This is a genomic window from Mycoavidus sp. B2-EB (assembly GCF_014218255.1).
Taxonomy (GTDB): Bacteria; Pseudomonadota; Gammaproteobacteria; order Burkholderiales; family Burkholderiaceae; genus Mycoavidus.
This window is the reverse complement of the sequence record NZ_AP021872.1, coordinates 561,662-573,699: the sequence shown is the minus strand read 5'-3', so window position 1 is coordinate 573,699 and position 12,038 is coordinate 561,662. Positions and strand designations below refer to the sequence as shown.

Below are 12,038 nucleotides of genomic sequence, written 5' to 3'. Positions count from 1 at the left end.
AAAGGCTTATTTTAACAGCCAAGGGATAGACAGAAAACCGCTTTCACGGCAGATTGTTAGCGTGCCGACCAATTTGCGGCCAGGCACGTTTCAAATAATAAAACATTGACCATAGGGTCAGGGCGGTGGCTAAATAAATTAGCCACTCGCCCCACTCGCGCGTATTGATCACAAATGTATTTGCAGATCCAGCGCCCCACGAGATACTAAGTGGGCCATAAAACAGCAGCAATGGAATGGCGACCATCTGGCATGCCGTTTTAATTTTGCCCAGCGAATTCACTGTAATATGCTTGGCTGCGCCAATCTGCGCCATCCACTCGCGCAGTGCTGAAATCGTAATTTCCCGCCCTACAATCACCAGCGCAATCGCCGCATTCAGGCGCGCAAGCTGGACTAAGATCAAGAGCGCAGCGGTCACCATCAATTTATCCGCCACTGGATCGAGAAACGCGCCAAAAGCGGAAGTTTGGTTCAGCTTACGCGCCAAAAAACCATCAAACCAATCCGTTAAAGCTGCCAAAATGAAAATTGCCGCAGCCGCACAATCTTTATCCCTAGGTTCAAGCACATGATCCGGCAAATAGAAAACCCCAACAATCAACGGAATGAGCACAATCCGCAGCCAGGTTAGACAAAGCGGTAAATTAAATAACATAAGGCGCCTGCAGCAATCGAAAATAAAGTGGAATTGTGCCGGCTTGTCGCCCGCGGGACAAGTATTGTCGCATTTCAATGCAACTGCTGGTAAATCTGCTTAGCCAATTCCAGCGAAATACCCTCAACGCTTGCCAGCTCATCAATACTCGCGGCACTTACGCCACGCATACTACCAAAGCGCGCCAACAAACGCTGCCGACGTTTGGCGCCCACCCCCTCCAGCATTTCAAGCTGCGAACTTTGGCGCGCTTTCGCTCGTTTAGCGCGCATACCCGTGATCGCAAAACGATGCGCCTCATCTCGAATCTGCGCAATCAACATTAATGCAGCGCTATCTCTACCCAGTTCAAGAGGTGCGCGACCATCCGCAAACACCAGGGTTTCCAGCCCAACTTTGCGCCCCTCTCCTTTTGCGACTCCAACTAAAACTCCAAGATCGAGTCCCAGTTCAGCCAATACTTGGCGCGCAACTTCAACTTGCCCTTTGCCGCCATCGACCAATATCAGATCAGGCAACGCACCTGGCGGCGCTAAGGCGATTTTTTCATAGCGGCGCATCAATACTTGGCGCATCGCCGCATAATCATCGCCTGGAGTCACATCAGTAATTGTATAACGTCGATATTGAGCAGTTTGCATCTTATGCTGGCCATATACCACGCACGAAGCCTGCGTCGCTTCACCCATGGTATGGCTAATATCAAAACATTCAATCCGTAACGCCGCAAGGTCCTCGCAGGCGGGCAAAAGGATTTGCGCCAAGGCACGAGTGCGCGCTTGCTGCGAGCCTTGCTCCGCTAACAGCTGAGCCAACGCTAGGCGCGCATTATGTTCCGCCATGGATAGCCAAGCCCGTTTTTGGCCGCGTGGTTGATGCATCACTCTGACCCGATGTCCAGCCTGCTGTGCAAAAAGGTCAATCAACTGACGCTCGACCTGCACCGCTCCGACAATTATCAGTGGCGGCATAACATGACTTAAATAATATTGGCCAATAAAAGCCTCCAGAATTTCCTTAGCCAAAGTCAGTTCAGTCGACTCCGCGCCACTCAACTCGCCAGCCTCCTGCGTAACGCAAGCAGAGTCAATCAACTCTAATGCATGCTCTGCCTGCGTCGGAAAATAGGCCTTATCGCCCAAATGCCGCCCGCCACGCACCATCGCAAGATTAACGCAAACTCGCCCGCCCTGCATGGCAAAAGCGAGAATATCAGCGTTATTGTCGCCATCGGTTTCCACCGCCTGTTGCTGCAAAACCCCTGCCAATGCGCTAATCTGATTACGCACTACAGCTGCTTGCTCAAATTGAAGCTCGGCCGCGAAATCATGCATTTTCTGCTCAAGCTCGCCCATAATCTCGCTTTGCTGCCCTTGTAAGAAACGCACCGCATTTTGCGTATTGCGCCCATACTCCGCTTCGCTAATTGCACCCACGCAAGGCGCTGTGCAACGGCCAATTTGGTGTAATAAACAGGGGCGCGTACGGTGATTAAAAACTGAATCTTCACAGGTGCGCAACTGAAACACGCGTTGCAAGATCTGCATACTTTCGCGCACTGCACCGGCATTCGGAAATGGCCCAAAATATTGATGCTTTTTATCCATTGCGCCACGGTAATACACCATGCGTGGATAGCGGTGTGCGCTTATTTTTAGATAAGGGTAAGACTTATCGTCACGAAATAAAATATTAAAGCGAGGCGCAAGCGCTTTGATTAGATTGTTTTCAAGCAGTAAAGCTTCTGCTTCGGAACGAGTCACCGTAGTTTCAAGCCGCGCAATGCGCGCCACCATTAATTCAATGCGTGGCGACCGGCGCGTCTTATTGAAATAGCTCGATACGCGTTTTTTAAGGTCGCGGGCTTTGCCAACGTAGAGCACTTGGCCTTGTGCATCGTAATAGCGATAGACGCCGGGGAGATGCGGTAATTGGGCGAGTTGCTCTGTGGGATTGAAAACAGGAATATCAGGCATGCGCTAAATGAAGAATATTATTTAAATAATTTCAAATATCAATCTGTAGTTTATTACATATAGCCTCTCACGCTCAGAATTTAGGACTAATTTTTGCCAAGCTTTAATAGATTTAACATATAAATAAATTTAAACAAACCATTAAATAAAATTAAGAAAATATCTTTTCTAACAATGTTATACTTGAAAGTTAAGTCTTCTAACGAACATTATTTCTAATCAATCAACAGATCCCATTCGATCATAGAGTAGGCACCAAAGGATTAACGCCATGAAATTGTTTAAGTTGGCTAGCATCATTGCATTCCAAACACTCACTGCATGTAGCGGTGGGGATGAGAATAACACGGAAAGTCTTGGGATGCCTGCATCCCAAGTCAGTACCCCAAACTCCGTATCGCGCATGGAATCGGCTAGTATCACTGACCCTTTGAGCACCATTTCTGCGATACCAGATTTGACACCGGAAAACACGCCTTCGAATCCTATAGTAGAGCCAATAGACGCTCCTACAAGCTCAGCATCCTCTACTAATTCAGCCACACCAATGCCGACCATTCAGTCACCTAGCAGTAATGGCACTGATTGGGCAGTCATTGCAGGAAATACTAACTCTTCTGAACGTGACCGGAACGGCTCGAATATCGTTGAACCAGATGAATGGCAACGGATTTTGGAAAATCAATTTCTTGCACGCTTCGAACTGAGCATGTCTCAGTCCGAAGCAGAAGAAGAAAAAGAAGAAGAGGAGCCCATCGAAAGCGACCCAGAATCTGAATGGCTACGTAAACAAATCTTCAATATTAATGGAAATAAATTTAAATTATCTGATCTATTTAAACTTGAAAATGAAAATAATATTCATATTTTTGAAGATAAGGTTATTGGGAAGCTGGTGAGCGCTTTAAAAACTTGTGCTTATTATACTGACAACCCCAACCTATCTCCCATAATCCAAAAACACGCCCAAAAACAGGCTCCAATTTTTGGAGAAAAAATAATTAATAGAAAAGAGATTAACAGAAATACATATGTTGTTTTAAGTTCTGTGCTTTATACAATAAGGACACGACACGCATCTCCAAAAACCATAGGAGAAAATGACAATGCTTATCTGAAACTTAGAGCAGAAAGTGCCCGTAATGCTTTCAAGCAAAATCCATTGAATTTAAGTGAGCAAGCCTATAAGGCCCTCCGGCAATCCCCCCAATGCGGTTAGGAAACTCATCATTATAGGACCGATAATAGCTTAGTCTCCTCTTCATCAGCTCATGCCAAGCTGCGATATCTTCTGCACCGTCATCGATAATTTCGGTAACATCGGCATAAGCTGGCGTCTAACCCGCCAGCTTACCGCCGAGCACGACTGGCAAATCCGCTTATGGGTCGATAAGCTGCAAGCCTTTAGTCATTTATGTCCAACCATTAACCCTCAGACAGGTCGGCAATATCATCGTCAAACAATGGGTCAACGGACAGCGGCCTAGCCGCCCATATCCATAACCTCGCTTTGCTGGCTCTGTAAAAAACGTATTGCGTATTGCGTGCATATTCTACTTTGTTGATTGCGCCACAGTAATACGCCATGCGCGGATAGCGGTGTGTGCTTATTTTTAGATAAGGGTAAGACTTATCGTCACGAAACAAAATATTAAAGCGAGGCGCAAACGCTTTGATTAGATTGTTTTCAAGCAGTAAAGCCTCTGCTTCGGAACGAGTCACCGTGGTTTCAAGCCGCGCAATGCGCGCCACCATTCATTCAATGCGTGGCGACCGGTGTGTCTTATTGAAATAGCTCGATACGCGTTTTTTAAGGTCGCGAGCTTTGCCAATGTAGAGCACTTGGCCTTGTGCATCGCCGTAATAGCGATAGACGCCGGGGAGATGCGGTAATTGGGCGAGTTGCTCTGTGGGATTGAAAGCAGGAATATCAGGCATGCGCCAAATTAAAATATTTATTTTTCTAGAAAAATTTTAGCAGTTTATTACATACATTTTTTACTCGATATTTGATACAAAAATTTTCTTACTTATTAATTAACCTAATGAATTAACAAATAAGAATAAAACATTAAAAAATATTATATAAATATTGCTCTCGAACAGTGTTACAATCAAAAGTTAAACCTCCGCAAAGACTTTCCTTCTTGTTCAAATTAGTGAGCTTCATTGAATTTTTTTCATAGCACATCAAATAGTCAAAAAAATGAAATTTTTTAAATGCGCTAGCATCATTGCATTCCAAACACTTGCTGCATGTGGCGGTGGGGATGGGAGTAATACAGAAAATTTTGGAACGCCTGTGCCCAAAGTAGGCGCTAAAAACAACTCGGCACCACCAGCAGACTCCAGTGCCGTTACCCCCCCTCTTACCCCCATAGAATCAGTTTCTCCGGCACTGATAATACACCACGGTCCTGAAGGTAGGGAGCAAATCGTTACTCCCCCTAACAACGCTGCCGAAGAGATTCGCCCTACACTGGACATGCACGTTGATACCGAACAACAAGCAAGTACTGAGGATAACTCAAATAAGCAAATTACTCTTCCAACTCAAGATACTCCACTAGTGCGGGAAAATGCTCCCAATGGAGTAGAAAATATACAGGAAAAGCCTATTAGACTGCTTGACTCTCCGCCCAAAACACCTCCTATCGATAAATTAGAAGATGGATTTACTATCGAGTGGGTAAAAGAATTTTCACGCATGCTTAAAAACGGCGAGTTATTAACTAATCGGCGAATTAACGCTCTAAAAGCACACATTTCTAAGAATGAAAACGAGATTGGAGAGAATACATATACATTTCTTCACGAACTCATCAATGCATTAGAGGATTGCGAGCCAGAGCATTATAGTAATGGGCCTCAGCCAAGCAAGTATTGGGGATCAGTATATTCTCGCCCCCAAAAGATCAAGGAAATTTTGTCCCCCAAAGAAACATCAAGATTGGCCTTAAATATTTATACTGCTTTACGCGAAGATTATTTAATAGATAACCCTAAAAACCTCAATTCCGATCTTAATAAAACTGAGGCCATATGGGCAGCAAAATTCTCAGAGAAAATCAACGAGAGTAAAATTAAGTTAACTAACGAATCAATTAAACTTTTCACTGAAAATCTCGTCGAAGATAAAAAAAATATTTCTGAAAATACGTTTAATTTTCTAATTTCATTACTTGACGAACTCAAAGATGCTGAGCCGCCAATTAACACCGATGAATTCGAAGTAGATGACGATGAATATCTCAAAAATTTAAAAAAATATCATGCCTCTGTAATTTTTAGAACTTACAGACTTTCAATGGCCCTGAATATTCATAAAGTAGGACCTTCCAGTTTAGATGAAGAAGTCTACCGTGCATTATGCCTTGGCAGAGAATATTTAACAGCAGATAAAATAAGGAATTTAGACGAAGCTGCTGCCGATATACTAGCCAGTTCGTATACTGATATAAGAGATGAGGATTTATCTCAATCGTACGATGACATATCTGCAGATGCAACCCATATTGATGATCAATCTCCTCTTCAATAAATTTTAACAAGATCAAGTTCATTCTTCTCAGCAACAAAAATATATGCGTTTATCATTAGCTTTCTTGTCGCAATAACGATCGATGCCAAGCTGCGACATCTTCTGCACCGTCATCGATAATTTCGGTGACATCGGTACAAGCTGGCGTCTAGCCCGCCAGCTTGCGGCCGAGCACGGCTGGCAAATCCGCTTATGGGTCGATAAGCTGCAAACCTTTAGTCATTTATGTCCAAGCATTGACCCTCAGGCCCGGAAACAACAGGTCGACGACATCATTGTTGAACAATGGTCAACTGATAGGGATATAGAAACCCCGATCGAAGTTGCCGATATTGTGATTGAAGCTTTTGCTTGTAATCCGCCACCGGCTTACATAGCCGCTATGGCTGACCGTGCGGCCCATCAGCACGCGCCCGTTTGGATCAATCTTGAATATTTAAGTAGCGAACCTTGGGTCGCGGATTTCCATTTAAAACCCTCGCCGCATCCAGCTTACCCATTACTCAAAACTTTCTTCTTTCCTGGCCTGACTGCAGGCACCGGCGGCGTTTTACAAGAGCGCGCATTATTGGCCTCACAACAGGCTTTTGTGGCAGACCCTAACGCGCGCACCAGATATTGCACTGCACTAGGCATACCGCCGGCGGCCGCCCAAGGCACTTTAGTTTCGCTGTTCTGTTATGCAAACGCCAACCTCGAGACGCTCCTGAGTGCTTGGCGCGAGAGCGCTACTCCGCTGACGTGTATTGCACCGGATGGGTTGATCTCAAGCGCTATTGCACACTTTTTGGGAATACCCGCGCTAACCGTAGGCACCGTTGCAACACGTGGCAATTTAACCGTATGCGCAGTTCCTTTTGTCGAACAAAGTCGCTATGACCCTCTGCTTTGGGCTTGTGATATTAATTTTGTACGGGGCGAAGATTCGTTTGTCCGCGCCCAATGGGCGCAAAAGCCTTTGGTATGGCAACTCTACCCACAACACGATAATGCGCATTACGTTAAACTTGACGCAGCCCTGGCCGCCTATGCATTAGGCTTGCCCGCTGATGCGCGGCTCGCGTTGACGCACTTTTGGCATAACTGGAATACCCCTTCCCCCTCGCCTATAGCGCTTGACTGGGATGATTTTTGGCAGCACCGCAACACGTTGGCGCAGCATGCGATGGTCTGGGCGCAAAGTCTTGCCAAACTGGGCGATCTTGCTAGCAATCTAGCGCAGTTTTGCGAATCTCAGTTAAAATAGACGGATCATTTTTTAAACTTATAAACAATCTATTACGTATCTTGTAAGGCTCGTATTTTTTGCGCGCGACCAAGCACGGGATTTATTGGCACAGGACCTTTATGAAAATCGCTCAAGAACTCCGCACCGGCAACGTCATCATGATCAACTCTGAGCCAATGGTGGTGCAAAAAACTGAATATACTAAATCCGGCCGCAATTCTGCCGTGGTTAAAATGAAAATGAGCAATTTGCTGACTGGCGCTGGCATGGAATCAGTCTATAAGGCAGATGATAAATTTGAAGATATTGTGCTGGAACGCAAAGAAATGACATATTCGTACTTTGCCGATCCGATGTATGTGTTCATGGATGCTGACTATAATCAATATGAGGTCGAGCAAGAAAATTTAGGGGACGCATTGCATTACCTTGAAGCAGACATGAAGTGCGACGTGATTTTCTATAACGGCAAGGCCATTTCAGTTGAATTACCCACAATCTTAGTCCGTGAGATTATCTATACCGAACCCGCGGTGAAAGGCGATACGTCATCGGGCCGGGTCTTAAAAAGCGCAAAAATTTCCACTGGCATGGTGCTTCAAGTACCGCTTTTTTGCAATATTGGGGATAAAATTGAAATCGACACGCGCACGCATGAGTATCGTAGCCGTGCTTAATCAAGTGTAGGCCGGGTAGACCCCAAATGGTCTACCCAGTTTTTTTCAAAGCGCAAGCTCGGCTAATAATGCTTGCGCCGCCAGGTACTGCGGATGTTGCTTAAGCTCATGCCAAGACAATGCCTCACCACGCGCAGCCAGGCGTTGAATCCGGCGGGCTGAAGTGGCGCAAGGCGTGTAGCGTAATTCAGCCAACACACGTTCAGCTGATTCTGGCTGGTTACACACCAGCACCATATCGCACCCCGCCTCCAGCGCGGCTTGCGCGCTCTCAACGTAGTCACCTATCGCCCGCGCGCCTTCCATCGACAAATCATCACTTAAAATAGCACCGGTAAAACCGAGCTGTTCACGCAATATCTGCTGTAGCCAGACTTTTGAGAAACCCGCCGGCCGCGCATCCACGGCTGAGTATATGATATGCGCTGGCATCACGGCGGTGAGCGATAAATCTAGCCAACTGTACGGTTGCGCATCGTGTAAAAGATCCGCCAACGCGCGGTTATCCACCGGCATTTCATAATGTGAGTCCGCCTCAACAAAACCATGACCAGGAAAATGTTTGCCGCAGTTGGCCATCCCCACTAATGCAAGGCCATGGCTTAGACTTTTTGCAAGTAACGCAACCACGCGTGCGTCATGGTGAAAAGCCCGATTGCCAATCGCTCTTGATTGCCCATAATCCAAATCCAATAAAGGCGTGAAGCTCAAATCAATGTGACTAGCGCGCAACTCCGCAGCTAAGATATAGCCAACCGCAGCCGCGGCGCGGGTCGCGAGCAATACATCTTGCTCCCACAGTTCACCTAAACTGCGCATGGCAGGCAACGGCGTAAAGCCATCAGTTTTGAAGCGTTGCACTCGTCCGCCTTCATGGTCCACCGTGATCAACAAATCGCCACGCACGGCGCGAATATGCGCCGTCAGCGCCAGCAGCTGCGCTCGACTCTGAAAATTGCGGGCAAATAAGATCACCCCTCCGGTAAGCGGATGCACCAGCCGACGTATTTCTGCGTCGGTCAATTCAGTACCTGCAACATCCAGCATCACAGGTCCTAGCGTATAAGTAGACGTATTAGACATGGGTCTTATCCTGTTCGGCAATTACGAAGGCCAGCGCATATTCACGCTCATCACTTATAGTTACATGGGTTTGAATGCGCCGTGCAACGATCCAATCTGCAAGTTCCCCAAGCGGCGCCGCCAGCGGGCGGCCGCTGGGCTCATTCAGGGTTTGTAGCGCGCGCCAGGTCATAGGCCAGTGCATACCGAGTCCAATGGCTTTTGAGAAGGCTTCTTTGACCGCAAAGCGCGTAGCCAGAAAAGCCAAGCCCCGCGCTTCGGAACGCGCCGCGCGAGCATGGTACTTGACCAACTCATCTGGACCCAATACTTTTTCTGCAAAACGGCCACCCGTACGCTCAAGCACGCCAGCGACGCGCTCTAGATGGATAATATCCGTCCCAATTCCGTAGATCATTTATCCCCCCTGAGCCTGTGTTTGCGTGGCCAGCCGCGCAGTCACCATGAGCGCTTTCATTTCGCGCACGGCGTTTTCCCAGCCCACAAATAATGCATGAGCGACAATCGCATGGCCGATATTCAGTTCCGCGAGATTGACCAGGGCTGCGATCGGCTGCACATTTGAATAATGCAGCCCATGCCCAGCATTGACTTTGAGTCCAAGTGCTACGCCGAGTTCCGCCCCGCGCGCGATGCGCTCAAGCTCTAGTTCGCACTCCTCTGCGTTACGCGCTGAGGCATAGCGGCCGGTATGCAACTCGATCACCGGCGCCAGCGTTTCACGCGCCGCATGGATCTGGGTTGCCTCGGGATCAATAAAGAGCGACACGCGGATACCTGCCTCTGCAAGCTGGCGGCAAGCCGTTTTGACTTGGTTTAATTGGCCAGCCACTTCAAGGCCCCCTTCAGTCGTTAACTCTTGCCGTTTCTCTGGCACCAAACAGACGTCTTGTGGCTGGATTGCGCATGCAATCGCCAACATTTCTGGCGTCAACGCGCACTCCAGATTCATTCTGGTTTGCAGCAATGGACGCAAGGCGCGTACGTCAGCATCGCGGATATGCCGACGATCTTCACGCAAGTGAAGCGTAATCGCGTCAGCACCGGCGGCTTCTGCCGCTAGCGCCGCCTGCAACGGATCAGGATAGGTGACACCACGCGCATTACGCAGGGTCGCCACATGATCAATATTAACCCCCAGGTCAAGGCTAGCGGTGGAGGGAAATAAAAGGCTCATAACGTGTGTAGATCAAGCAGAATTTGGCGCGTATTAAGCGTCGCGCCCCCAAGGTGGTGATGCAGTAAAAAACGCATCAGTTGCTTACTTTGTGTCAGAGTTAAGGCGCGGGTATATTCGTCGCGCTCCATATCAATTAAGGTTTGCCCCGCGAGCACGGGCCACTGTGAAGGTTCCCTGCCGTTTGCCACACGTACGCCTCGCTCTGGATCAAATACATAGGTCCCCTCTGCGGCTACTGGCTGACGCGTATCGGCCAGCGCATCAAAAGCGCTGGCATAGCCCGTCTCACGCAACAGAATACGCTCAAAGGAACGCAGCGCCTGCACCGGCGACGCGCCAGTGCCTAGCCGCGTCATGGTTAATACGTAATGGTTGAAAAGCCGTTCACATGGATCTTCCCGCGCACAGAATTTAAGCAGGAGTTCGTTCGCATAAAAACCGCACAGCAACGCATGACCCGCTAGGGGTGGCATCCCACCCACCCATTCAGCACGAGTCAGCGTGCGCAGCTCAGATTTGCCGGCCCAGGAGAGCGCTAGCGGTTGAAACGTTTGCAACACCCCGCGCAAAGTTGAATAAGGCCGCTTAGCGCCTTTGGCAATCAATGCAAGCCGGCCGTAATCGCGGCTCAATACATCGATCACTAGGCTGGTTTCACGATGTGGGTAACTGTGCAATACGAAACCGGGCTGCTCCGCTACGCGGCGCTCCTGGCGCTGCGCCGCGCGCTGACCGGGTTGACTTAAAAGGGATTGCGCTAGCGTTTCTGACTGTATCGGGGGTGCCTGTAACTCATTCATAGCCATATGATTTTAGGCTTGCCGCATCCGCCGCCCAGCCACTTTTGACTTTGATCCATACCTCTAGGTAAACCCGAGCATCAAGGCATTTTTCAATATCCACGCGGGCTTCGCTGCTGATCTGTTTGAGCTTTTCGCCTTTAGTTCCAATCAGCATGGCTTTATGGCTATCGCGTTCAACTAAGATCGTAGCGAAAATCCGGCGCAAGCGACCTTCTTGTTCATATTTTTCAATCACCACCGTGCTGGTGTAAGGGAGTTCATCCCCGGTCCAGCGAAAGATTTTTTCGCGTAAAATCTCAGCCGCTAGAAAACGCTCGCTACGGTCCGTTAGATCATCCTCAGCATAAATCGCTTCGCCTGGCGGCAGATAGGGCCGCACTAGGGTGAGTAATTTCTGCATATCGTCAGCGCGCTTAGCGGAGAGCGGCACGACCTCGCCAAAGTTGCGCAACGCACCCATTTTTTTCAGAAACGGGAAGAGTTTAGCTTTGTCCGATATCCGATCGAGCTTATTCATGATCAAGAGCGTCGGCACGTCAAGCGGAATCAAATCCAGCACTTTTTGGTCTTCTACCCCAAATTGCCCTGCTTCAATCACAAACAATACGAGATCAACTGAAGTGACTGCACCGGCCACCGTGCGATTTAACGATCGGTTCAGTATCCCGCTATATTGAGTCTGAAAACCAGGCGTATCGACGAAAATATATTGCGCGTCAGGCAAAGTTCGAATGCCGGTGATTCGATGACGCGTGGTTTGCGCCTTACGCGAAGTGATACTGATTTTATGGCCGACCAGCGCGTTCAGTAGAGTGGACTTGCCCACATTGGGCCGACCGACAATCGCAATCGTGCCACAATGGAAATCAGTAGAAAGATTCATTATTACTTC

The 12,038-nt window shown here is 48.2% G+C and carries 12 protein-coding genes and 1 pseudogene; 5 read left to right on the top strand and 8 right to left on the bottom strand.

Annotation, left to right across the window (positions count from 1 at the left end; genetic code table 11):
• Positions 1–43: 43 nt before the first annotated feature.
• Complete coding sequence (pgsA, locus tag MPB2EB_RS02630; RefSeq protein ID WP_185182312.1) at positions 44–658, bottom strand: CDP-diacylglycerol--glycerol-3-phosphate 3-phosphatidyltransferase; 615 nt, start codon at positions 656–658, stop codon at positions 44–46.
• Between the two features lie 74 nt (positions 659–732).
• Positions 733–2,634, bottom strand: a complete 1,902-nt coding sequence (gene uvrC, locus MPB2EB_RS02625) for an excinuclease ABC subunit UvrC (protein WP_185182311.1) — start codon at positions 2,632–2,634, stop codon at positions 733–735.
• Between the two features lie 271 nt (positions 2,635–2,905).
• Here uvrC and MPB2EB_RS02620 point away from each other — a divergent pair, with 271 nt between their 5' ends.
• Positions 2,906–3,853 (top strand): hypothetical protein, encoded by a 948-nt coding sequence (locus MPB2EB_RS02620; protein ID WP_185182310.1) that lies wholly within the window; start codon positions 2,906–2,908, stop codon positions 3,851–3,853.
• A 52-nt stretch (positions 3,854–3,905) separates the two neighbouring features.
• Positions 3,906–4,121 carry an elongation factor P maturation arginine rhamnosyltransferase EarP gene (gene earP / locus MPB2EB_RS02615; RefSeq protein ID WP_185182309.1) on the top strand — a complete coding sequence of 72 codons (216 nt, stop codon included), beginning with the start codon at positions 3,906–3,908 and terminating at the stop codon, positions 4,119–4,121.
• 70 nt (positions 4,122–4,191) lie between these two features.
• On the opposite strand, the pseudogene MPB2EB_RS02610 reads toward earP (MPB2EB_RS02615), so the two are convergent.
• A pseudogene (locus tag MPB2EB_RS02610) lies at positions 4,192–4,572 on the bottom strand (GIY-YIG nuclease family protein); the annotation flags it as partial.
• 268 nt (positions 4,573–4,840) lie between these two features.
• Here MPB2EB_RS02610 and MPB2EB_RS02605 point away from each other — a divergent pair.
• The 3 genes from MPB2EB_RS02605 to efp all read left to right on the top strand — a co-directional run bounded on the left by MPB2EB_RS02605 (position 4,841) and on the right by efp (position 8,080).
• Entirely contained in the window at positions 4,841–6,175 is a 1,335-nt protein-coding gene (locus tag MPB2EB_RS02605; RefSeq protein ID WP_185182308.1) for a hypothetical protein, read from the top strand.
• Between the two features lie 82 nt (positions 6,176–6,257).
• A complete protein-coding gene (earP, locus tag MPB2EB_RS02600; protein WP_185182307.1) occupies positions 6,258–7,421 on the top strand; it encodes an elongation factor P maturation arginine rhamnosyltransferase EarP in 1,164 nt (387 codons plus the stop codon).
• A gap of 101 nt (positions 7,422–7,522) precedes the next feature.
• Positions 7,523–8,080 (top strand): elongation factor P, encoded by a 558-nt coding sequence (gene efp, locus MPB2EB_RS02595; RefSeq protein WP_185182306.1) that lies wholly within the window; start codon positions 7,523–7,525, stop codon positions 8,078–8,080.
• A gap of 45 nt (positions 8,081–8,125) precedes the next feature.
• On the opposite strand, the gene nagZ is transcribed toward efp, so the two are convergent.
• The 5 genes from nagZ to era are packed head-to-tail and all read right to left on the bottom strand — an operon-like array spanning position 8,126 to position 12,029.
• The gene (gene nagZ / locus MPB2EB_RS02590; RefSeq protein ID WP_232534471.1) at positions 8,126–9,163 is read right to left on the bottom strand and encodes a beta-N-acetylhexosaminidase; all 1,038 of its coding nucleotides are present in this window, start codon (positions 9,161–9,163) and stop codon (positions 8,126–8,128) included.
• Entirely contained in the window at positions 9,156–9,560 is a 405-nt protein-coding gene (acpS, locus tag MPB2EB_RS02585; protein ID WP_185182305.1) for a holo-ACP synthase, read from the bottom strand. The genes nagZ and acpS overlap by 8 nt, the downstream gene beginning before the upstream one ends.
• The gene (pdxJ, locus tag MPB2EB_RS02580; RefSeq protein ID WP_185182304.1) at positions 9,561–10,340 is read right to left on the bottom strand and encodes a pyridoxine 5'-phosphate synthase; all 780 of its coding nucleotides are present in this window, start codon (positions 10,338–10,340) and stop codon (positions 9,561–9,563) included.
• A complete protein-coding gene (gene recO, locus MPB2EB_RS02575; RefSeq protein WP_232534470.1) occupies positions 10,337–11,143 on the bottom strand; it encodes a DNA repair protein RecO in 807 nt (268 codons plus the stop codon). Before recO ends, pdxJ begins: the two co-directional genes overlap by 4 nt.
• Positions 11,136–12,029, bottom strand: coding sequence for a GTPase Era (era, locus tag MPB2EB_RS02570; protein ID WP_185182302.1), 894 nt, complete (start codon positions 12,027–12,029; stop codon positions 11,136–11,138). Before era ends, recO begins: the two co-directional genes overlap by 8 nt.
• Positions 12,030–12,038 lie beyond the last annotated feature (9 nt).

Excerpts from the sequence above, each read along its gene's own strand:
- pgsA (WP_185182312.1), bottom strand. The coding sequence starts at position 658 with ATGTTATTTAATTTACCGCTTTGTCTAACCTGGCTGCGGATTGTGCTC.
- uvrC (WP_185182311.1), bottom strand. The coding sequence starts at position 2,634 with ATGCCTGATATTCCTGTTTTCAATCCCACAGAGCAACTCGCCCAATTA.
- MPB2EB_RS02620 (WP_185182310.1), top strand. The coding sequence starts at position 2,906 with ATGAAATTGTTTAAGTTGGCTAGCATCATTGCATTCCAAACACTCACT.
- earP (WP_185182309.1), top strand. The coding sequence starts at position 3,906 with ATGCCAAGCTGCGATATCTTCTGCACCGTCATCGATAATTTCGGTAAC.
- MPB2EB_RS02605 (WP_185182308.1), top strand. The coding sequence starts at position 4,841 with ATGAAATTTTTTAAATGCGCTAGCATCATTGCATTCCAAACACTTGCT.
- earP (WP_185182307.1), top strand. The coding sequence starts at position 6,258 with ATGCCAAGCTGCGACATCTTCTGCACCGTCATCGATAATTTCGGTGAC.
- efp (WP_185182306.1), top strand. The coding sequence starts at position 7,523 with ATGAAAATCGCTCAAGAACTCCGCACCGGCAACGTCATCATGATCAAC.
- nagZ (WP_232534471.1), bottom strand. The coding sequence starts at position 9,163 with ATGTCTAATACGTCTACTTATACGCTAGGACCTGTGATGCTGGATGTT.
- acpS (WP_185182305.1), bottom strand. The coding sequence starts at position 9,560 with ATGATCTACGGAATTGGGACGGATATTATCCATCTAGAGCGCGTCGCT.
- pdxJ (WP_185182304.1), bottom strand. The coding sequence starts at position 10,340 with ATGAGCCTTTTATTTCCCTCCACCGCTAGCCTTGACCTGGGGGTTAAT.
- recO (WP_232534470.1), bottom strand. The coding sequence starts at position 11,143 with ATGAATGAGTTACAGGCACCCCCGATACAGTCAGAAACGCTAGCGCAA.
- era (WP_185182302.1), bottom strand. The coding sequence starts at position 12,029 with ATGAATCTTTCTACTGATTTCCATTGTGGCACGATTGCGATTGTCGGT.